This window comes from Bacillus sp. 5RYD7K (assembly GCF_059831465.1).
This window is the reverse complement of sequence record NZ_CP191200.1, coordinates 1331274-1353555: the sequence shown is the minus strand read 5'-3', so window position 1 is coordinate 1353555 and position 22282 is coordinate 1331274. Positions and strand designations below refer to the sequence as shown.

Here is a 22282-nt window from a genome sequence, read left to right as displayed (position 1 = left end):
GCATCATTTTTGAAGGAAATTTTTCCTCTCATTGGCTACACTATATATATCGGACGGCCGCTTCTATTGTTTATATTGAAAATAAAAAAATCCTCACTTTTTTTGTGAGGATAAATTAAGTAATAAATCAGTATTAAAAGATACAGCTCTGTTATTCTCTTCCAGGATGGACAAGTATATTTCCTTCCGATGAATATCCACGTGCTGCGGCGCTTCAATTCCCAGTTTCACTTGCTCTCCTTCGATGGCAATCACCTTGATTTCAATATCCGGCCCGATCTGAATGGACTCATTCACTTTTCTCGAGAGAACTAGCATGATCCTCCTCCTATCAAATGTTTTGTTTCATAGGAAGCATCATGTAAAATGATTTGTTTCGCCTTCATTTCCTTTTTATTGACGATAATCGGCGCTTTTAAATTGGCGGTCGTGTTTTCAAAAGGCTCTTCCAGCGTTAAAATCGCCATCACTTCGACGTCCTCTATATCTTCAATGTGCAAAAGCTCCAGCGTCGATTGGTCAATGTCAAATTCGTATCCTTTAAAGAAAATAAACGGACTGGCGACAATAAAGGCAATATGCTCCTGTTTGACAGACTGCAGCGCCAAAAACGGTGAATCTTCCGACAAAGGAAGAACAACAAATTGAGTCTCGTCATTAAATCCCGGTAGCCCGTTTTCAAATGAGATAATCTGCCCTTCGTCTATTCTGATTTCTCCGTGATATTTTGTTTTAATAATCATGCTTCACAATCCTTTACCACTTTCATCTTTTATTCTGTATTACCGTCGTCAACCGAAATCGTCACTTTAGGGTCTTGCCTCATATCAATCTGAACTCTCCCCGGTGTGTAATTCCATACCGGTTTATGGGCGGTGGCTTCAATTGAAGGTTTGCGGGCTTCAATATCAACCGTAAGCTTTGAAGGAATGCAGTCAATATCAACGAGAAACTGCGCAGGCAGAAAGTCGCTGAATTCGCCGAATGGATCGGGCGGACTGACATCCGCTGCCTGACGGGCCATCACATTGCCGGTTTTCTTTTCGATAGCCGCCATTTCCTTCCCTTCTCTGACTGTTTTCGCAATAAACTCACTGCATGCTTCCGCACCTTTCTGGGCGGCTTCAGCGTTCAGCTTTTCAAATGATTTCAGATTTAAGTTCTCCCACGCCCTCGTCTGATCAATCGTCAGTTTGGCCGGCGTGCTTTCAATGTTCAGCTCTGCCGGCGGCTGCTCGATTTCCAGGTCAGCGGGCGGCTGTTCCATCTCGATTTCTTCCTTCTGAAAGGTTATACCGATTTTAGCAGGCACACTGTCAATAATCAATCTCGGCATCTGCATAGAGACCCCTCCTCTTTAGAGTGTTCTAGTAAAAAAAGCGATCTCCCTGTTGTGAGTCGCTTTTTTTATATATAGAAGACGTTTCATCTATTATTTCAGGAAGTCGATCAGTGACGGCTGAATGATATTCGCATTTACTGACAGCGCAGCTTTATGAACCGTCTGCTGAGATAAATAATCAACAATCACATCTTCCATTTCTACATCTTCATTATCTGACAATACTTTTTCAGCGGTAGCAGCTTGAGATTCCAACCTTGTCTTAATGAGTTCCAAACGGTTTGTTCGGGCGCCGATATTGGATTTTTCAGCATTCATTTTGTCAGTAAAACCGTCGATGTCTGACAGAATTTGATTTGAATCTGCTTCAGAGAGCGTACCTTTGCTTAAAGAAGCTTCTAATGAGTTGAGAAATTCAAATACATTATCTCCATTTTGAGCGACGCCCCCGAAAGCTGAATTCGGGTCAGAATTCACTTTCAGCACTGCCCCGTTCGAAATGTTGATGTTAACATCCGAAGCACTCGTGTAATTTTCATAGTTGTACGTATACGTGCCGTCGGCATTTTCAGTGATCGGCGGGACATCTGAATTTGTTCCGTTAAACAGGTAACGCCCGTTCACCTGAGTATTCGCGACAGAAACGAGCTGCTTTTTCAGCTGGCCGATTTCTGTACCGATGGCTTTTAATTCCGTTTCACCGTTCGAATCACTTTTTGCCTTAATCATCAAGTCCCGGATTTTCCCCATAATATCCGTTTCCGAGTTTACGCTGGATTCCGAGTTTTCCAGCCATGTGAAACCTTGCGAAACATTCCGCTGATACTGGTTGACCTGCGCAAGCTGAGTACGGTACTGCATTCCCTTCATTGCGACGACCGGATCATCAGAAGCTTTGGTGATTTTTTTCCCCGTAGACACTTGCTGCTGAAGCCGATCGAGCTTGTCATAACTTGAGCCGATAAATCGAAGAGAATTTTTTGCGATCATCCCTTGAGTTACTCTCATTTACTTATCTCCTTATCTTCCTCCGGTGCCCATACCGTTAATAATTTTATCGAATATTTGATCCTGCATCGTTATGATTCGCGCAGCGGCATTATAAGCGTGCTGAAACTGAATCATATTTGTCATTTCTTCATCTAATGACACTGCGCTGACTGATTGTCTCCGCTGATCGGCCGAAAGGGTGTTGCTTTCAGAGTTGTTCATAAGATTGGCCGCTTTTTGTGAATTAACGCCCAGCTTGCCGATAAGGGATTCATAAAAGTCATTAATTGTAGTGGTTTCACCGTTAATTGTCAGCTTGCTGTTCTGCACGGCTGCCAGGTTTGTCGCGTTTGTGCCGTCGCTTTTTTCTCCGTTTAACGACGCTGCGATATTGTCTGTAGACGCAAGGACTTTGTCACTGACTTTTATTTTCGCTGCCGCCCCTTTTACCGGCACCGCTTCATCACCGCTGAAATCAAAAAATGCTGCGCCCTGTTCGCCTGTATAGGTCTTTCCTTTTTCGTGAACCGCATTAAACGCGTCAGCAAAGGAGAGCGCCATATTATCAAGAGCAGTCATCATTTCAGGATAAAGGCCCTTTTCTTCTCCATTTGACATATAGCCGTATGACTCAATAAGACCTAAAAGTGAGCCTTTGCCGGTAAATGCATCCGCATTAACCGCATTGCTGCCGACGGATACGCTTGACACAAGACCGCTGTCCTGGTCGTAGTTGATTTTCATTTCTGAAACGGTTTTTGTATTACCATCAAGCAGTGTTCCGAGAGAATTGTTGTTTCCGTTCAGCAATTCCACGTTGACCGTGCCTTCAGCAGTCGCCAAGGCATGTCCGCCCGACTTATTATATGAAACTTTTATATTTGCCATAGAAGATAGCTGGTCAATCAATCTGTCTCTTTGGTCATATAAATCATTAGGAAGCATACCGCTCGGCTCAACTGCCGCTATTTGAGTATTAAGGTCATTCAGCTGATTTAAAATTGAATTGGCCTGATCCGCTGTGTTATCCAGGTTCTTTTTAATATCCCCCTGAATGTTAGTCAAAGAGCTTGATATATAGTTAAAACTCTCGACAAGAGATTTCCCCTGCTCCTGCAAGACTGAGCGCGCTCCCGTATTTTCCGGGTTCGTCGCCAGGTCCTGAAGGGCATTCCAAAACGAACTGAGTGATCCGTTTAATCCGTTATCATCAAGCTCTTTCATGACGCCTTCCATTTGCGACAATGAATTGGAACGGGCTGTATAGTAGCCTAATTTTGTATTTTCAGTTCTGTACTGATAGTCTAAAAAACTGTCTCTTACACGCTCCACTGAACCGGCTTTGACCCCGGTTCCGATTTGGCCGGCCGTCAGCTCACTGTTTTTTGATACAGCGGGGTAAGGACTCGTCGATTGTAATGTGACGCGCTGCCTTGTATATCCTTCTGTATTTGCATTTGCAACGTTATTTGAAACTGTGCTCAATGCAGTCTGCTGCGCACTCAGTGCACGTCTTGCTGTTTCGAGCCCCATAAATGTCGATGGCATTGAAAATCCTCCGTTCTAAGCTTTTGAATCGAATAATGTCAAACGGCTGACAGGCTGGCGCGCCGCTTGCGGCTCTTTATAATTCATATTCTCTTTTTCATCCGGCATGATCATATCGAATGCCCCTGAGATGAATTGCAAAGCCTGAATCGTGAGCTGCTTATTCATCTCATTCACTTCTTTCAGACGGTTAAGAAGCGCAGATAAAGAGTGAAATAATCCTTCAAGCTCCTGTTTTTCACTGCCTGAAGTTCTTGAGATACATGCAGCAATTGTGTTATCTTCACCGCGGCTGAGAAACTGGGAAGTTAACTTGATTCGCTCTTCCTCAGTCTGCCCGATTGCCTGAATATACTTTTGCTCTTTGGTCAATATGTTGGAAAGCTCTTTTGTTTTACCTGCTTTCAGCGCTTCCGTTTTCTCCTCAGACAGCGTGAGCAGATGTTCATGCAGTGCGCAAAGTCGCTTCAGTTGATCGATAATTGGCTTTGCTGACATTGGCTTTCTCCTTTTTATTGCTTTTTATAGAAATTCATTATTTTTTCAGCGATGCTGTTTGAATCTATTTTATATGTTCCGCTCTCTATATCCGCTTTTAGCTGAGCGATTTTTTCCTGACGTGTTTTAGTGACCGCATCTGACGCATTTTGAAGCTCTTTTGCATGAGAAGAAATTTCCACTTTGTCTTTCGGCTTTGCAGCCTCTTTTTGTACGGCTTGCTTTTCGTAATTTTTTTGGTATGGATTAACGGATTGTGTTCCGTACTGATTGATTTTCATTGGATTCCTCTCGCTTTCTGTTCGCAGTCTAATTCTTTTATCGACTGCGTTATCAGTTAGTTTAGGGAATCAGGTGTTTTTGGTATTATAGGCATAGTATGTGTCTTTAGTACTATTTTTCTCTTTGAATTCAGCAGCTGTTTTTTGGTTCATATGATCTAATTGCGACTCGATATCAGTCTGACAGGACTTGCAGAATTTCCCCGTCCTGATCGGATTTCCGCATCTTTCGCAAGGGTATGCCAAATTCGGAAGATGGCTGATTTGAATCCTTTTTTGTTTGATAAACTTGAGGATCAGCTCTTCTTCCACACCTGTTTCCTCAGTAATCTGCTGCATCGTCGACTGTCTGTTGATCTGCTTTCTTAAAAATTTATAGACGGTTTCAAATGCTTTTTCTTCTTCTTTAATACATGCCTGGCATACGGTCTGCAGGTTCGTTTTAAAAAATAAAGCATTGCATTTTGGACAATTTGCCAATTCACCCATCGTTTTAACTCCTATTCCTTCATTTATCTGCCTTATATTTCTATCAATTATATCGGCAGAAAAAATGAATGATTTAGCTCCTGATTAAAGTAAAAGAGGAGACCGATAACGCTTTGCCTTCTGTCAGCAGAGCTTCGGCAGCTTGATGCAGTGTGGCGCCCGTCGTATAAATATCGTCTATTAAAATGACGTTCATACCTTCGGCGGAGTTTTCAGCAGCTGAAAACTTTTTTTCTGCGGAGAGCCTTTCTGTTTTGCTTTTTTTGGATTGTTTTTCATTGTTCAGTCGGATGAGGGGGTAAATGACGGGCATTCCGAGCAGAGAGGCCAGCAGCTCGGATTGATTGAATCCGCGTTCCGCCAGCCGTTCGCCGCTCAGCGGAATAGGGACGAGGGTATGTGTATTTGACGGGTACGCCGCTTTAAAGCCGGCAGCAAAATCACGTTCAAATGCTTGAATGATTTTCGCATCACCCCGGAATTTAAACCGGGTCAATGCATCCTTCATCGCATCATTATACAAATATACCGAACGGTTCTGCCGCAGTAAAAAGCGCTTTTCCGTTTTTGATTCCCGCGACATGCAATCAGCGCATTTTTCATTTGACTCCTGAGACCTTCCGCACAAACAGCATACGGGACCTTCAATTTTTTCGAATTGATTGCTGCATGCGCTGCATACCTCTTGTTCCGGCGCAAGGGAAAATAGAGATCTCCAGGTCAGTGAACTTGAAATTGGTGAATCACACAATAAACAATTCAGAGATATTACGCTCCTTCCCGATTTTCACAGAACTCGCTTGGTTTAACTGAAACAATCGAGGCTGATTCAGCCAGAATGACAAGCAGCGCCGTATTTTTCTGTTTATCAACCATCTCTGCTTTTGCATAAGCAACTTTCTTTTTATCAGTAACATATGCCGGTTCAGCCCGATTTAACGAAAGAGCCAGTACATCATTTTTGCATACGCGGCATGTGCATTTCATATGAAGCTGAGGCATATGGCGGTCGAGAAGTTCCCTTAATATGATTTCTTTAGAATTGACAAGCATGTTGACAGCTCCTCATAGGAAAGTATGAGTATACTGTATCACGTTTTCTGAAATTAACTAGTCCAACAATTTACTTTTTTGTGCCAATTTGTTCATATGTTCTATATGTTTTTTTGCTTTTTTCATTCCGTTTGTCATTCCGAAATGAAACATGACGACATCACCGCTGAAATGTTTATAGTGCCTTCCCGTTCTGCCTGCGATCTGCACGAGTGCGCTCTCAGTAAAGATAGGTGCTTCCGCGCCGAGGACACATGTCTGAACTTTAGGTACGGTAACTCCTCTTTCTAAAATCGTAGTTGTTACCAGCAGATCAAGCCGGCCGTCTCTGAACCGTTTCACTTTATCCTTTCTGAATGTGTCTTCCGCATGTACGCCTTCTGCGCGGATATTTAATTTCTGAAAATAATCCGTTGTCTTTTTCAATACGTGTACAGACGGAACGAATAAGAAAACCGGCAGCCGTGATTGAAGTTTTTGCCGGACCCAATCCGTTACTGAGTGCGGCAGTTTTCCTTTCTCAAGCTTCTTCTTCCAATTGCCGCACCATAAAAAACGCGGCTCCGGGAGAGGTTTTCGATGATATCTGGCCGGTATGCGGACGCTTTTCAGCAAACCGGCTTCAGCCTTCTTTTTTAATGCGTCTGAAGGAGTTGCCGTTACATAAACAAGGGCGCTGTTGTTCTTCCTGGCTTTATCAACCGCGAATCTTAATGTCTCATCGGCTGAAAAAGGAAATGCATCCACTTCATCTATTATCATGACATCAAAAATGTCCCGATATCGCATCAGCTGGTGAGCGGTTGAGATCATTAGCGGGGTCAAACTGCCTTTGTCTTCACTGCCGCCGTACAGAGCTGAAACTTCAACATTCTCAAATGCTTTTTTCAGTCTCGGCAGAAGTTCAAGCACGACATCTGTACGGGGAGTCGCGACACAGACCCGCAATCCGTGATTCAGTGCAAACTCTATACCCGGAAACAGCATCTCTGTTTTCCCTGATCCGCAAACCGCCCACACTAACAGTTCTTGTTTCTCTTTTATCGCTTTTATAAGCGCGCCGGCCGCCTGCTTCTGTCCGTCTGTCAGTGTTCCTTCCCAAGCAAGCTTTACAGGCTCCCAGCTGCTTTCTGAGGTTTGATTCCAAGAATATAATGACGTCAGTTCATCAGCCCTTCCCATTACGACACAGGCACGGCAATAGGTAATATGTCTTTTGGCAGAAGGCGCCCAGAATGCGGCAAAGCAGGCTTGGTCAGACTGGCCGCATCGGCGGCAGGCGTAACGGTTTTTCCTGCGGATAACAGACGGCTCGGCCGTTATATGTTCTTTTTCTATAAAAGAATTGATACGCTGATCTGAAAACGGTATCTCAGATCTCAACAAATGCCTGCCGTAAAAGAAATCCCGCACCTCTGAAAATTCTGAAGCATCTTCGGACATTTCTCTGCCTCCTTTCTGCTCAAAGTATGCCTGCCGGGAATTTTTTTGTCGAATCCCGAAAATTAAAAAACAAAAAAATCTCCGCCCTTGAAAACGGAGATTTCCACTTAGTTTTTAAAGCACCAGCCGATTCCGATGGCGCCTTCGCCCAAATGCGTTCCGATCACGGCACCGAAATAGCTGTTATAGAATTCGACATGAGGGTATTTACCGCTTAATTCTTGAATAATATCCGCGGCTTCTTCCTCCCTGTTTGCATGAATGACAGCTGCCCGCATCGGGATTCCTTTACTTGCATCCTCGCCAAACAGCTCGAAAATTCTAGAAATCGCTTTTTTGCGTGTCCGAATCTTCTCAAAAGGAACAATTAGCTTATTGTCAAAATGAAGAATAGGCTTTACCTTTAACAGACCGCCGATAAAAGCCTGAGCACTGCTTAGGCGCCCGCCCCTCTGCAGATGTGATAAATCATCAACCATAAAGTATGCACGGACTGTTTTCTTCATTTCTTCCAGCTCTTTTAAAATCTCTTCCGGAGAGTCAACACCGTCTTTAATAAGCTGTGCAGCTTTTAATGCATAAAAACCTTGTGCCAAACAGCTGATCTCTGAATCAAACGGATAAACTTCGATATTATCAACCATAGCGTTTGCCGAAGCGGCGCTGTTATAAGTTCCGCTGATTCCGCTGGACAAGTGTATGCTTATGACCGCATCATATGTTTTGCCCAGTTCTTCGTACAATGCAATCAATTCACCGAAAGAAGGCTGTGACGTAGTCGGCAGCTCATCATGATTTTTCACTTCTTTATAAAAGCTTCTCCAGTCGAGCTCTGTTTCTTCGCGGAATGTTTTTTCACCGAAAACCACTTGAAGAGGAATCATATGAATATGATGTTCATCTCTCATCTCTTTCGGAATATATGCTGTACTGTCTGTTACAACTGCAATATTCATCACTTTACCTGCCTTATTAAGTACTTAATAAGTATTTTAATAGATATGAAGCTGTAAAAAAAGACTTGCCTATTATGGCAAGTCTTCTCATACATGACTAACGCATCTCTACCCAGCCGTTTTTAATGGCTACGACAACAGCTTGTGTCCGGTCGTTAACGTTCATTTTCTGCAAAATATTACTCACGTGGTTTTTCACTGTTTTCTCACTGATAAACAATGATTCACCGATTCCGCGGTTGCTTTTTCCGTCTGCAAGCATTTGCAGCACTTCACATTCCCGTCTCGTTAATATATGTAATGGTCTCCGAATTTCCGGATAAACCTCATGCTGAGGATGAGCGGAAACTCCGCTTGTCGCAAGACGTCGGAATTCGTTGACAAGATTGTGGGTTACTTTCGGGTGAAGGTACGAACCGCCTTCGGCTACCACTTTCACTGCCTCAATTAAAGTATCCGCGTCCATCTCTTTCAGGAGATAGCCTCTTGCGCCTGTTTTTAAAGCATGGGTCACATAGTTTTCATCATCATGGATGGAGAGGATAATCACCTTAGATTCAGGGTACAGCTCAACAAGCTGTTTAGTAGCCTCTACTCCATTTACATTCGGCATATTGATGTCCATTATGACGACATCGGGATGATAATGCTCGACGATACGAGCCGCTTCATCTCCATCGTCACCTTCTGCTACCACTTCAAAGGTAGGTTCAAAATCCAATATTCTTTTTACACCCTCACGGAATAGTTGATGGTCGTCGATAATAACAATATTTACTTTAGTCACACGCTACGCCTCCTTATCCTATTGTTCTATATACGCCGCTGTTCGGTCAATATGTCTTTTGGCTCTATTTAACAAATTATAGGCCGAGAGATAACGGAACCTTAATCATGATAAATGTCCCAAGACCTATTTTAGAGTCTATCGTTATCGTTCCTTCAAGCAGATCTACTCTTTCTTTCATTCCCAGCAAGCCGAATGACTTGTTTTTCTTTTGTTTAGCTTCCTTAATATCAAAGCCTTTTCCGTTGTCCTTAATGATAAGAACGACAAAATCAGCGGTTACTTCCACTTTTACCGTAATTTCCTCTGATTCTGAATGTTTGAGAGCATTTGTGACGGCTTCCTGAGCGAGACGGAAAAGCGCCACTTCAAATTGCGGGGCAAGCCTTTTGTTCTCCGTGTCTCCGATACACTGAAAATGTATTTTCACCTTTCCGTTGTATTCTTCAGTTGTATAAAGATATTTTCTCAGCGTCGGAATCAGCCCGAGATCGTCCAATGCCATCGGTCTTAAATCATATATAATCCTTCTGACTTCGTAAAGGGCATTCCGCACATTCTGCCGAAGATTTCTGATTTCCTGAAAGCCGTCCTCCGTGCCGCGGTCGCGGAAGATCCGTTCTATCAATTCCGATCTCATCATGACATTTGCCAGCATTTGCGCGGGACCGTCATGAATTTCTCTGGAAACTCTTTTTCTTTCTTCCTCTTGGGCTTCGATAATTCTTAAACCGAAATCTTGTTTAGCCTGCGCATCGGCAAGCAGAAGCCCTACTTGGCGAAGGTCTTGATTCAGGTAATTCAGAACGACGGTTATTTGGCTGACCAATGATTCTGACCGTTCAATGATTTCCTGAAGCCCTAAAAGCCGGCGTTCCAGATCATCCCTGCGCTCCCGCAGCTGTTTTTCACGCTGCTGAATCATCGTCAGCTCCACTTGAAGTTTGTGCGCCTTTTCATAGGCGTTGCGAATTTCTTCTTCGCTGAACTTATGGAAATTCCTGCTTACTTCAGACAAACGGTTTCTTGCGTGCCGAGTATGAACTTCAAGTTTGTCGCCCAGCTCAATCACTTCGTAGACCTGCTGTTTGATCTGTTTAAGTTCTTCGACCAGCTGCTCATATTGCTGGCGCGACTGCTCTCCGATTTGAAAAACCTCGTCTTTGCTCCCGTCCACGGTTTTCAGCATTTTCATGAGTATAGAATCCAAAACTTTGGAGTCCATCTTCGATTTATTCATCAGTCTCCCTCCGTAACGGTGTTGTTATGTATTTTTATTATAAATGTAATTGAACTGCAATTTATGTCGAATTATAATGAAAGAATGCGTATATTCTAGAAAAAAACATTTTTATATAGTATCTTACTCTTTCATGATACCAAAATATGCGCAAAAATTCTAAAGTCTGTTCGAATTTGTAGAAACAAGTCTTTTAATGCTTGTCAGGAGGGTCCAGCAATCATGCTGCACAGCTATTTAACTGTTAAAGAAACGGGTGAACACGAGATTGTGATTGAAAAATCACGTTTTATCTGCCACCTGAGCCGTGCCGCTTCTGAAGAGGAAGCGCAGGAATTTATACAAAAGATAAAAAAACAGCACTGGAATGCGACTCATAACTGCTCAGCTTATCTGATCGGAGAAACGGATCATATACAAAAGGCGAATGATGACGGAGAACCAAGCGGCACAGCAGGCGTACCCATGCTGGAAGTGCTGAAAAAACGCGGCCTGAAAGATACCTGCGCGGTGGTTACCCGGTATTTCGGCGGAATAAAGCTCGGAGCAGGCGGATTGATTCGTGCATACGGGAAGTCAGTGTCTGAGGGGTTAAATCATATAGGGGTTACGGAGCGGAAGCTGATGCGGATTATGCATACATCGGCGGATTATACGTGGCTCGGCAAGATAGAGAATGAATTGAGGGAGTCAGTTTTTTTACTGAAGGATATCCATTATGCAGATCACGTCGAATTTGAAACGTACGTTGAAGAAAAAGACAAAGACGAGTTTATAAAATGGATGACAGAACTGACGAACGGCAAGAGTAAGAATACAGAGGGAGAACTGACGTATTTAGAAACAGACGTCAGCCCTAAAGGAGACTAATGTAATGGCTGAACGTGTAAGAGTGCGTGTTCGAAAGAAAAAGAAAAGCAAACGAAAGATTATTTTCAAGCGGATTTTGCTGCTGCTTACGCTCGTTTTGTTAGTCGCTGCCGGGTTCGGCGGGTATAAAGTATACAAAACGATCAATGCGGCAGATAATGCATATGATGCCCTTTCCCGCGGAGATAAATCAAAACTTCGGGATGAAGTCATAGATATGAAGAAAAAACCGTTCTCCATTTTGTTTATGGGGATCGAAAATTATGCCACTAGCGGAAAAGGCGGACGATCAGATTCTCTTATTGTCGTTACCCTTGATCCGAGAAATAAAACAATGAAAATGCTGAGTATTCCGCGTGATACGCGGGTGACGCTTGCCGGCGACACAACCGGTAAAAAATCAAAAATCAATGCGGCTTTTGCTAAGGGCGGAGCGGATGAAACCGTGGCGACCGTAGAGGACTTATTAGACATTCCGATTGATAAGTATGTCACTGTGGATTTTAACGGATTTAAGGATGTTATTGATGAAGTCGGCGGAGTGAATGTAAAAGTGCCGTTTGACTTCGACGAGATGAGTGACGTCAGTAAAAAGAAACGGATTTACTTCAAGAAAGGAAACATGCATTTGAACGGTGAGCAGGCTCTGGCTTACGCGCGGATGAGAAAGCAGGATAAGCGCGGAGACTTCGGCCGGAATGACCGTCAAAAGCAAATCCTCAATGCACTGATCGACCAAATGTCGAAGGCTGGAAATATTGCTAAAATCGATAAAATCGCTGAAACAGCGAGCAATAACGTACAAACGAATATCCGAATCACTGAAGGGCTCGCTCTTCAGCAGATTTACAGCGGCTTTACCAGCAAAAAGATTGATACACTGTCCATTACAGGATCAGATTTATATTTAGGCGGCGGCGGAACCGCATCTACGGGCGGAACGTATTATTTCCAACCGGACCCGGCCAACCTCGAAAAAGTACGGCAAACCTTGCAGAAACATTTAGATTACCCGTCCGGAAGCGGCACCGCTGCCGATTCTGCTTCTGACAGCACCGGAACGGACAGTACGACCGGTTCAACTTCCGGCGGCACAGGAACAGATGACGGCACGACTGATTCGACTTCCGGCAGCACGGGAACCGGCGGCACAACTGATTCAACCAGCGGTACTCAAGGTGCAAACGGAACGGACAGCACACAGTCCGAGAGCACAAATTCAAACGGCACAACAGGCTATTAAGGCTAGTAACAGCAAACCCGATCCTTTGAGAAGGATCGGGTTTTTCTATATAATAAGAGAATAGAAGAATCCATAAAAAAGCAGACCATTCGCATGATCTGCTCTTTTTAATTTTTCTTTACCAATCTCTTGTAAAACTTGGTAAATGGTTTAAATTGTTCATTTACTAACCCTGTGACCTCTGCTATGATTTGCATAAATACAATCAATATAAAAATAATAAACAGCGAAAGCCATATGGTCGCGCTTTTCAGCAGGATTGCACTGATGCTGAAAATAAAGCCGATTAAATAAATGATGATGACAGCCGTACGGTGTGAAAGCCCGAAGGCCATCAGCCGGTGGTGTATATGTGACTTATCAGGCGCCGAGATCGGCTGTTTGTTTAAAATCCGCCTGATGACAGCGAATGTCGTATCAAAAATCGGCACGCCCAAAATAATGATCGGAATGATGATACTGAATAAAGTAACGCTTTTATAAAGACCCAATAATGAGAGTACTGAGATGACGTATCCGAGAAAGAGCGATCCGGTATCTCCCATAAATATTTTTGCCGGGTGAAAATTATAAAATAAAAATCCGAGTGTGCTTCCTATTACTACGAGAGAAAGTGACAGAATCAGGATTTTGCCTCCGGATAACGCCATTACTGCGATGGTGGACAGTCCGATGACTGACAGGCCCGCAGCGAGTCCGTCCAAACCGTCTATCAGGTTCATCGCGTTCGTGATACCGACGATCCATAACACAGTCAGCGGGTAAGCGATCCATCCCAATTCTAAACGTTCCGTTAAAAACGGCACGGAGAAAAAGTCCATTTTCAGTCCCGTGCTCACAATCATAATGGCCACGGCTAACTGGACGAAAAACTTTACCTTTGCGCTTAATTGGTATTTATCATCAAGGATTCCTAAAATAACAATAATAAACGCGCCCACCGTGATAGCGGTCATCTTCGTTTCATTATATATGCCGGCCGCGAGCACCCCTGCCGCTACGCCGATAAAGATAGCCAATCCGCCCATACGGGGCATTATTTTATCATGTACTTTTCGGTTGCTGGGCTGGTCAACTGCACCTATTTTGATCGCAATTTTTTTCACGATAGGAGTTAGGATTAAAACCGTTAGCAGAGAGACAAAAAACGCAACAACTATGCGAAACATGCGTTCGTCAAGCATAAAGAAGTCTCCTTTGGAATTATATGAAGTCTTTTCTGATATTGAACCGTTCCTTCCATTATAATTCTTACTAGTTATTATAACAAGCATCATCAAAAAGAAACACGCAAATCAAAAAATGCGCTTTCCCTTTTAATGGGATTGCGCATTTTTCAATATACCCGTGCATTCGAGCATTCGGCCGAATAAAACGTTCCAATCCCGTCTCCGGGCCAATTCACGGCGCAACGCCTCATATGATCCGCTCCGTTCCGATGCCAGCAGGGCGTCGCAGGCCGCGATGAAATCTGCAGGGTCGCTGCCTTCAACGTATTCATAAACGAAAGGCCTTTTGATTTTTGCCGTAGAAGTAAGGTTGCACCCGACAACCGGTTTCCCGGCGGCTAAAAATTCAAAAAGCTTGAGCGGAAATACCGCGTCATTATAAGGCGAATTTTTATAAGGCATAATGCCGATGTCGACGAGCTGCATATAGGACGGCACTTCATTCGGCGCGGCGGGTCCCGTCCAGATAACATTCGGGCGCTCCAGAAGCGACTTGAAATCCGGGTCATCCTGAGCCGTGTTCGGGCCTACCAATAAAATCGTCCAGTCCGGCCGTAAATCTGCCGTTTCCGCCAAAAGCGCGAAATCAAGCTTCGGTTTGATTCCGCCGATAAAACCGAGAACATTTCCGTTTCTTCCCCGTAAAATGTCTGCATCCGGCTGTTGATTTTCCCGTGAAAACAGGTCATATTCCACTCCGTTTTCAATGGTGAACACTTTCTGGCGCGGATTCTCCAGCTTTTTTCCGACCTCCTGGTGCAGAAAGTCAGATGTGCAGGTAATGGAATCCGCCCGCTGAATGATTCTCATTTCCGCCTGTTTAATGATGTTTCTTCTTACATTTGACAGCACACCGGCACGGCCGCTGATCGGAGCGGCCCACAGATCGCTGCAATCGTAAATCACTTCATCCCAAGGGTAAAGATCTGATAGAAGCGGAAAACCGGGGAAGGTGTACCATAAGCAGCAGCGGGCCCCTTCTCCTTCTTCCTTCAGCACGGCCAGCAACGGTGAAAGCTTATGCCTGTAACACATATCTGTATACCTGCCGAATCGGAATGCTTTTTGCCTGAAGAGATCCTTTACCGCGAACTGCCGGATTCCCTCAGAAATTTCGGTCATCTGTCCGTCATTTGCGCGCGGAGACGGACATACCCAAATGACGCTTTTCGTTTCTTTTTGCCGTGCGAGAAATTCAGCCAGCCGGTGCCGTCTGTATCTCAGCCGGTCATGACCCCATTCCGCCGCTCCGACGATTACGTGAACAATCGGTTCCACCTTCATCACCCAGCCCCTCTGACGCCTACAGCCTTTTCATGACCGCGTTTTTCGCATATTGCATAAAACACCATGAAGCCTTGATAAAGTGCAGGCGCTCTATTTCTCTATAGACAAACCATGTTTTTTTGGCGGCTTTCCACTTGTTGCTTGAAATCGAATTCTGCACAAGTCTGTATTCTGAAAGACACTCATTCAAACCGTAAGCTGTAAATCCCCTTTTCAGCAGGGAAAGCCAAGTCGCCAAATCCTGCCGCGTTCTGATATCAGGCATTTGAATCTGCCCCGTCTGCTCTCTGTCAATCATGACCGTTAAACATCCGATAATCGTGTTTTTTAAAGCTTCATCATATGACAGGCTTTCAGGCGCTTGAATCGTTTTATCCGTCGGTGTTCCGTCCTGCTCCATGACGCTGTAGCCCGTGAATGAAAAGGCGCAGGACCGCTCTGACATAAACGTCAGCTGTTTCTGAAGCTTTTCCTTCTTCCATCTGTCATCGCTGTCCAAAAATGCGACATAACGCCCCTCGGCATGCTCGAGGGCTGTATTTCTGGCAGCCGCGGCTCCCTTGTTCTCTTCTAAATAAACGACGCGGATCCGCTCATCCTTTTGTTCATATTGCCGTAAAATATCTCTCGTTCCGTCCGTTGAACAATCATCCGCAATGATCATTTCCCAATGCGGATGGCTTTGATGTAAAACGGATTGAATCGTGTCTTCGATATATTCACTTGCATTATAAGACGGTGTAATGACAGATACGAAAGGTTTCCAGTTTGTCATGGTCACATCTCCATCGCAGATTTTTAAAAGGACTCTCTAAAAAACTCAGGAATGACAATGAACATAAATGCAACTGCAATGCCGATCAAAACACCCAGAACCGCTTTCTTTTTCGGCGGCATGCCTTGTCCCGCCGTTTCACTCACCGGCTCTGAATTGATGACGGCGGCTGATTTCAGGTTCAGCTGTGTATTTTTCAATTCGTATAAAAATCGTTCCTTATCCACTTTGGCATCCGCGCTGACGGTTTCTCCTTCAAGTGCATCAATGCTTTGCCGGACCACTTTTGCCCGTTTCTCAAACAGCTCCTGATCATTCTTCAGAAAAGTATTCATGACGTCCTGAAACACCGATTCGGTCTCCTGCTTGTTTTGGCCGCTGTAGCTGACCGTGATCAATGAATCTGATTGTGTTTCGACAGTCAGTTTACTTTTCACGGCCGTCCTTTCTTCGTCTGTTTTGTCAGGCAGAGCCTGTTTTAAAAAAGCATCGCTCGTCAAAAGGAGCGGAATTTCTTTTGTGTTGTTATAAAGCGGATGATCATAGTTTCCGGCGGCAATCGCGGCTTCCGATGTGAAACTGCTGCTTCCGGTGATTTTTGACGGCAATAGATAACCCGCCGCCCCCAGCACTACGGGCAGCGCAATGATCCAAATGATATTCTTTTTGATACGCCGGATTATTCTTGTCAACATATCCTTCATCTCGCATCTCCCTGTTTTTCATAGTACGCCGTAACGGCAGGCTCCTTTTGTAAACGCCTCAGAATATTGACCGCCGCAATCACGAGTGAGAGAAATACCCAGTGGAAAAATAAATTTGATACGGAGCTTGGGCTGATGCTGCTTACCAAAAAACCGGCCATTGCCGTGATGAGTCCTTCTGTGATCAGTCTTGACTGATTTACCGATTTTCTTTCATGGCATTTATAAAGTGTCCAAAAAAGGTACAAATAGACTGTCAAATAGCCGAGCATCGCAAGCACGCCGAAGTTCGCCATAATCTCGACGAGCCAGTTGTGCACCTCAACTACGCCGCCCGTATCATAAACGGGCTCGGCTTTTAAATAGTACGAGACGTTTCCGGCACCCACTCCGAACCCCCAGGAATCAATCACGTAGTAAAAGGCGTTCTTTAAAAGATTCGCCCGCGCAAGGTTCGATGGAAGCGGGTGCTGTCCCGGCATCGCCTGCGGAGCTGAAAACAGATTCAAGACGGCATTTGTGATACGGCCCGCAAATAAAACCGCAAACAGCGCAGCACCCGCTCCCGCTGCGTACAGTGCGAGTTTTTTCAGCAGGGAAGGCAGCAGGATGAAGACGTATACAGCCGCCCCCGCGCATATGCCCAGCAGGCTCGCGCGCGAACCGGTCAACATGATTAAATACAAAGCGCTGATCGCAAAGAGCAGGCTGACGGCTTTTACATAGCCGTTTTTCACATTTTTCACCGCCGCCGCGTACAGAAAGAAACTGATGCACAAAAACGTCGCAAAATCATTTTGATTAAAAAAAACGGACGTCGGATAATGCTGTTTGTATTGCGGCCCGTTATAAAGCGTAGAGCTCGGCAGTTGATGGTGAGTAAAATGGTTGTAAAAGCCGATCGCCATCACAAAAATGGTCATCACAAGCCATATGCCGTAAAAAACCATCAGCTGATCAAAGCGCTGAATAAACATGACGATGAGATAAATCAGAAACATGCCCATCGCCATTAATGCTAAATATTTGATCCCGTACGTCACGGATTTTGCCCACAATAACGATATGAGACCGTATGTAAACCATAAGGCGAAGAACATCAGGATGCCTTTTACATTCACCCGATTCCATCTGTCAATATGATGACGGTTTGTCAGGATGCCGGCGATGTGAAGAGCACCCGCCCCGATTAATAACAGCCGGTATATAAATAAGCTGAAAAATCCGAGATGGATCGCAAAGAAGGCCTGATTTAAAAATGTACACGCGATCAAGACATAAATGAGCCCCATAAACATCTGACCGTTTGCGGTAAAGGCGGATAGCAAAGCAAGACCGGCAATCCCGATCATGGCGGCAAGCAGCAGCACGGTGATTTTTCCGAAGCCGGCATCCGTCCTGACCGCCTCCACCATGATAAATCCTCCTGTAATGACAGCGGCAAGCAGCACAAGAACATGTGCCGCTGAACGTTTGATAATCACATGGCAAACCCCTTTCCAAAACCGGCAGCCGAGCCGGGCTGCCGAGAGCCTGAAGACAAATCTTTTTCTATCTTGCCAGTTCTTTTATTTGCCGATCGGCATGAACCGCCGGACGTCCGACGGAATGATAAGTGAATCCTGAAACCCGCATATATTCCAGCGGGAACATATTTCTGCCGTCAATGATGACCGGCTGTTTGAGCAGCTGCTTCGCCCTCTGAAGATCCATTTCTTTGACTTCCGGCCAATCGGTTGTAATCAGGCATGCATCCGCATTTTTGATGGCGCTGTACAGCTTTGTGTAATAGTCAATTCCGCTGTTTCCTAATGCCGCAGACGCTTCGGGAATCGCGATCGGATCATACGCTTTTACGTGAGCGCCCTGCTCTTTAAGACGCGGAATGATATCAAGAGCCGGGGCGGAGCGGACGTCATTTGTGTGCGGTTTAAAGGCCAGCCCCAGTACGGCCACGGTTTTCCCTTTTACCGAACCGATGGCGCGGTTTAATTTTTCCGTTATTAGAACCCGCTGCTTCTGATTGGTTTCTATGACGGCTTCCATCATTTGAAACGGATATCCGGCGCTGTTTGCGATATGCAATAAAGCCGTTGTATCTTTCGGAAAGCAGGACCCGCCGAACCCGATGCCCGCCTGGAGAAATTTATTCCCGATCCGGCTGTCAAGGCCGACGCCTTCTGACACGTGAGAAATGTCCGCGCCGACACGTTCGCAAATATTTGCGATATCGTTAATAAAAGATATTTTGGCGGCTAAAAAAGCATTTGCGGCATACTTAATCATTTCCGCGCTTTCAAGATTGGTCTTCACGATCTTCGTACGGAACGGCTTGTGAAGCTCTTCAATAACCGAAGCGGCATGTTCGCTTGTGGCGCCGATGACCGCCCGCTCCATCTGCATCGTATCCCGCACCGCCGAGCCTTCGCGGAGAAATTCAGGATTTGACGCGACATCAAACGGATATTTCCCCTTCGACGCTTCGCTGATGATTTGGTAAACGAGCCTTCCCGTCCCGACCGGAACGGTGCTTTTGCTGACAATGATTTTGTATCCGTTCAGCTGTTCCCCGATTGTTTGCGCCGCGGCCTTGATATAGGTCAAATCGGCTTCACCCGTCTTTGACATCGGTGTACCGACGGCAATATAGATGATATCAGCGGCTTTCACAGCCGGCCCAATCTCTGCCGTAAAGGACAAACGCCCGGCACTGACGTTTTTTTCAGCTAATTCCTCAAGCCCCGGTTCATATATCGGGATAACTCCGTTTTGCAGGCTTCTGATTTTCGCTTCATTGATATCACAGCAAGTCACATGATGGCCGATTTCCGCAAAACAAGTTCCAGATACGAGACCTACATACCCTGTTCCTAATACAGCGATTTTTTTCACAGCTTCATCCCTCTTTCGAAAGGTTCTCCTCTTGCCCGGCCCGGTTCATGACGGTCCGGTATTTCTCTTTCAGCGCTTTTGCGTTTTGGCTTGCGTCAAAATACGTGCGGACGGTTTGATAAAGTTCTTCGGCTGTTTGCGTTGTCCACGCCTCTCCTTTTTCATATTGCAGGATGGATTCCGCCAGCGTTTCGGGTGAACCCGGTCTGATCAGCAGCCCCCGGTGTTTACCGAATAAAGAAGCCGCTCCTCCGACATCAGTGCAGATCACCGGCACCTTCAGAGCAAGCGCCTCAATGACCACAGTCGGCATGCCTTCACTGTAGGACGGCAGGGCCATGATATCCGACGCCAGCAGATAGTCCTGTATCTTGTCGTTCGGCACTTGCCCCGTGACGATGTGAGCGGCTTCCCGCAATGAGGCTGCGGCGGGTCCGTCACCGACAAAGACGGCTTCAAATCTTTCATCCAATGACTGAACGGCTTTTGATAAGTCGAAAACGCCTTTCTCTTTGACAAGCCTGCCGATGAACACGATCAGCTTTTTATCCGGAGGAAGGCCGAGCCGTTTTCTGATAGCTTCTTTCGTCTCGTTTCTTTTTTGGAAGGCGTCAAGCGTGATGCCGATCGGAAGCACGCTGCAATCCGCTGCGCTCAGCTTCTTCATTTGTTCCCGCAGACTGCCGCTGACGGCATAAATATCGGCAGCCTCCCGCACCGCAAATGTGAATGCGCGATGAGCGCTTTTGCTGTAATGCGGATAGACATTGACATCACTGCCATGCAAGGTCAGGACATACGGAATTCCCAGGGCCTTTGACACAATGGCGGCCGCTCCGCCTGACGGCATGGCGAAATGCGCGTGAATCAGATCAGGCTTCAGACCGTTCTTTTTGATCGCAGAAAGAACCGATGCCGCCATTCTTTTATGCGGCTGCGCCCATTTCAGCTGCCCGGGGACCGCCTGATAAAACGGCCGGTGTACGGACACGCCTTTCCGCCATTCATGCGCAGGCCTTATATCCTTTTGCCGATATGTCTTTTTCAGCAGCCGGAATGGCGCGGCGAGTTTCGGCCGCGGACAGATGACGGTCATCTCCGCGCCAAGCTTTCTCAGTTCTTGCGCCTGTGTTTCATGAAAAACGCCTTCCCCCGGCTTTTCACTGCTCGGATAGACACTTGTCATCCACAATACCTTCATAGCAAACGCCCTTTTCTTAATTTACTTTTCATATGCGGATAAGCTTTGATTAAAAGAAATAAATAACACAATGCGCCGCAGGCTACTGAGATCGCCAGACGCAGCTTTACATCAAGGCTGATCCGCTCCATTCCGAGGCTGGCTGTAAAGGCGATGACACCCATCGCCGCCGTAAGCAGAAACGGTTTGGCCACGGCTTTGAAGTAAGCCGACAGCCGCAGCTTAATGACATATGCCAACAGCCAGCGGCCGATCAGGAAATTCAAGATGCTGATGAATGCGTATGTCCAGGCTACCTTCAAGAGATTTCCGGACAGCACGGCGGCGTACAATGATGCACCATACAGCAGCATCACCCCGGCGTCCCAATAAAACGCCAGATCGGCCCGCCCTTTTGCCAGCAGGACAGATCCGTTCGGGTTCATCAGGACCCTTAAAATCCCGACAATGGCGAGAACATTTAAGACCGGGACAGCCGCCAGCCATTTTTCTCCGAATACCGAAGCCACGAATGCATCCGACACTGAAACCAAACCGAGCAAAAGCGGAAAAGATATCAGCGCGAGCATTTTGGTCATATTGAGAAAGCCTTCTCTGATGGCGCTGTTTTCATGCTTGTTTTTCGCAAAGACGGGAAACGCGACTCTTGTAATGATCGGATTAATTTTTAATACCGGAAGCGTGACTATCTGATAGGCCAGATTATAAATGCCAAGGGCCTCAGCGCCGATAAAACTGCCGATCAGAATCATATCAATATTCGCCCCGAGCCGGTTCACAAGCCGGGAAGACAGCTGAAAGGCTCCGAAAGAAAAGAAGCCTTTCATTCCCTTCAGATCAAAAACGAACGACGGACGCCATGTTTTTCTGCAGGCCATCCAGTACAGAATCCCTTTCGACGATTGCAGCAGCACCTGGGAAATCACATATGCGAGAATCGGGTCCGTATAAAAAACCGCAGCCGCCAAGTAAACGAAGGACAGCACATTTGAAAAGATTTCAATTTTGCTTAACGTGTTAAATGCCAGCGCTTTTTGCAGCATATACTGATATTGCTGACCGATCGGTGCGATTAAAAACATGACGGCCAGCACGCGGACTAAATAGTCAAGCTCCTCCCGCTGATAAAAATCAGCAATGAGCGGGCTGCTGAAAAACAGCAGCGCAAACAGTGCAAGCCCCGTTATGATATTCAGCCAGTACAAGGAAGACATCTGTTTTTCAGTGACATGATCTTTTTGAATGAGCGCGGCGCCAAACCCCATATCAAGCGCAATTTGGGCAAACACCGCTACCGTTGTGATCATGCCGACAAGGCCGAATTCAGCCAGTGACATGACCCGCCCGAGCAGGGCGAATTGAACGATTTGAATGACCGTAATACACGCTGTCGAAATACTTGTCCATTTAGCGCCGCTCAAGATTTGATTTGTAATACTAGGCATCGTTTTCCC

At 45.7% G+C, this 22282-nt stretch carries 24 protein-coding genes; 2 read left to right on the top strand and 22 right to left on the bottom strand.

The window, feature by feature from the left end; translation table 11 throughout:
• Positions 1–93 precede the first annotated feature (93 nt).
• The 14 genes from csrA to degS all read right to left on the bottom strand — a co-directional run bounded on the left by csrA (position 94) and on the right by degS (position 10627).
• Positions 94–318: a carbon storage regulator CsrA gene (gene csrA / locus ACQE26_RS06825; protein ID WP_003151402.1), complete on the bottom strand. Its 225-nt coding sequence runs from the start codon at positions 316–318 to the stop codon at positions 94–96.
• Entirely contained in the window at positions 312–743 is a 432-nt protein-coding gene (gene fliW / locus ACQE26_RS06820; protein WP_016937778.1) for a flagellar assembly protein FliW, read from the bottom strand. Before fliW ends, csrA begins: the two co-directional genes overlap by 7 nt.
• 29 nt (positions 744–772) lie before the next feature.
• Complete coding sequence (locus ACQE26_RS06815; protein ID WP_316099486.1) at positions 773–1342, bottom strand: DUF6470 family protein; 570 nt, start codon at positions 1340–1342, stop codon at positions 773–775.
• 90 nt (positions 1343–1432) lie between these two features.
• Positions 1433–2350 (bottom strand): flagellar hook-associated protein FlgL, encoded by a 918-nt coding sequence (flgL, locus tag ACQE26_RS06810; protein WP_060964149.1) that lies wholly within the window; start codon positions 2348–2350, stop codon positions 1433–1435.
• A gap of 12 nt (positions 2351–2362) precedes the next feature.
• On the bottom strand, positions 2363–3880 hold the full coding sequence (gene flgK / locus ACQE26_RS06805) for a flagellar hook-associated protein FlgK (protein ID WP_500471079.1): 1518 nt from the start codon (positions 3878–3880) through the stop codon (positions 2363–2365).
• A 15-nt stretch (positions 3881–3895) separates the two neighbouring features.
• Positions 3896–4378, bottom strand: coding sequence for a flagellar protein FlgN (locus ACQE26_RS06800; RefSeq protein ID WP_438420744.1), 483 nt, complete (start codon positions 4376–4378; stop codon positions 3896–3898).
• 14 nt (positions 4379–4392) lie between these two features.
• On the bottom strand, positions 4393–4659 hold the full coding sequence (gene flgM, locus ACQE26_RS06795; protein WP_016937773.1) for a flagellar biosynthesis anti-sigma factor FlgM: 267 nt from the start codon (positions 4657–4659) through the stop codon (positions 4393–4395).
• 69 nt (positions 4660–4728) lie between these two features.
• Entirely contained in the window at positions 4729–5148 is a 420-nt protein-coding gene (locus ACQE26_RS06790) for a TIGR03826 family flagellar region protein (protein ID WP_438420745.1), read from the bottom strand.
• 73 nt (positions 5149–5221) lie between these two features.
• Positions 5222–5911: a phosphoribosyltransferase family protein gene (locus ACQE26_RS06785; protein WP_500471466.1), complete on the bottom strand. Its 690-nt coding sequence runs from the start codon at positions 5909–5911 to the stop codon at positions 5222–5224.
• Positions 5912–5916: 5 nt separating this feature from the next.
• On the bottom strand, positions 5917–6201 hold the full coding sequence (gene comFB, locus ACQE26_RS06780; protein WP_500471076.1) for a late competence protein ComFB: 285 nt from the start codon (positions 6199–6201) through the stop codon (positions 5917–5919).
• Positions 6202–6258: 57 nt separating this feature from the next.
• Entirely contained in the window at positions 6259–7644 is a 1386-nt protein-coding gene (locus tag ACQE26_RS06775; protein ID WP_500471074.1) for an ATP-dependent helicase ComFA, read from the bottom strand.
• A gap of 107 nt (positions 7645–7751) precedes the next feature.
• Entirely contained in the window at positions 7752–8600 is an 849-nt protein-coding gene (locus ACQE26_RS06770; RefSeq protein ID WP_500471072.1) for a DegV family protein, read from the bottom strand.
• A gap of 97 nt (positions 8601–8697) precedes the next feature.
• Positions 8698–9387, bottom strand: coding sequence for a two-component system response regulator DegU (gene degU, locus ACQE26_RS06765; protein WP_003219701.1), 690 nt, complete (start codon positions 9385–9387; stop codon positions 8698–8700).
• A 76-nt stretch (positions 9388–9463) separates the two neighbouring features.
• A complete protein-coding gene (gene degS, locus ACQE26_RS06760) occupies positions 9464–10627 on the bottom strand; it encodes a two-component sensor histidine kinase DegS (protein WP_047475788.1) in 1164 nt (387 codons plus the stop codon).
• Positions 10628–10849: 222 nt separating this feature from the next.
• Between degS and ACQE26_RS06755 the strand changes: the two genes are divergently transcribed.
• Both ACQE26_RS06755 and ACQE26_RS06750 read left to right on the top strand, forming a co-directional pair.
• Complete coding sequence (locus ACQE26_RS06755; RefSeq protein ID WP_007614107.1) at positions 10850–11497, top strand: YigZ family protein; 648 nt, start codon at positions 10850–10852, stop codon at positions 11495–11497.
• 4 nt (positions 11498–11501) lie between these two features.
• Positions 11502–12740, top strand: coding sequence for an LCP family protein (locus ACQE26_RS06750; protein ID WP_500471069.1), 1239 nt, complete (start codon positions 11502–11504; stop codon positions 12738–12740).
• A 107-nt stretch (positions 12741–12847) separates the two neighbouring features.
• Here ACQE26_RS06750 and ACQE26_RS06745 read toward each other — a convergent pair whose 3' ends face one another.
• The 8 genes from ACQE26_RS06745 to tuaB all read right to left on the bottom strand — a co-directional run bounded on the left by ACQE26_RS06745 (position 12848) and on the right by tuaB (position 22273).
• Positions 12848–13924 (bottom strand): glycosyltransferase family 4 protein, encoded by a 1077-nt coding sequence (locus tag ACQE26_RS06745; protein ID WP_438420750.1) that lies wholly within the window; start codon positions 13922–13924, stop codon positions 12848–12850.
• Between the two features lie 132 nt (positions 13925–14056).
• On the bottom strand, positions 14057–15253 hold the full coding sequence (tuaH, locus tag ACQE26_RS06740; protein ID WP_500471067.1) for a teichuronic acid biosynthesis protein TuaH: 1197 nt from the start codon (positions 15251–15253) through the stop codon (positions 14057–14059).
• A 19-nt stretch (positions 15254–15272) separates the two neighbouring features.
• Entirely contained in the window at positions 15273–16031 is a 759-nt protein-coding gene (gene tuaG, locus ACQE26_RS06735; RefSeq protein WP_500471065.1) for a teichuronic acid biosynthesis protein TuaG, read from the bottom strand.
• 23 nt (positions 16032–16054) lie between these two features.
• A complete protein-coding gene (gene tuaF / locus ACQE26_RS06730) occupies positions 16055–16735 on the bottom strand; it encodes a teichuronic acid biosynthesis protein TuaF (protein WP_500471063.1) in 681 nt (226 codons plus the stop codon).
• Positions 16732–18219 (bottom strand): teichuronic acid biosynthesis protein TuaE, encoded by a 1488-nt coding sequence (gene tuaE / locus ACQE26_RS06725; protein ID WP_500471061.1) that lies wholly within the window; start codon positions 18217–18219, stop codon positions 16732–16734. Before tuaE ends, tuaF begins: the two co-directional genes overlap by 4 nt.
• Positions 18220–18286: 67 nt before the next feature.
• A complete protein-coding gene (gene tuaD, locus ACQE26_RS06720) occupies positions 18287–19627 on the bottom strand; it encodes a UDP-glucose 6-dehydrogenase TuaD (protein ID WP_500471059.1) in 1341 nt (446 codons plus the stop codon).
• 4 nt (positions 19628–19631) lie between these two features.
• Entirely contained in the window at positions 19632–20828 is a 1197-nt protein-coding gene (gene tuaC, locus ACQE26_RS06715) for a teichuronic acid biosynthesis protein TuaC (RefSeq protein ID WP_500471057.1), read from the bottom strand.
• On the bottom strand, positions 20825–22273 hold the full coding sequence (gene tuaB, locus ACQE26_RS06710) for a teichuronic acid biosynthesis protein TuaB (RefSeq protein ID WP_500471055.1): 1449 nt from the start codon (positions 22271–22273) through the stop codon (positions 20825–20827). The genes tuaC and tuaB overlap by 4 nt, the downstream gene beginning before the upstream one ends.
• Positions 22274–22282: the final 9 nt, after the last annotated feature.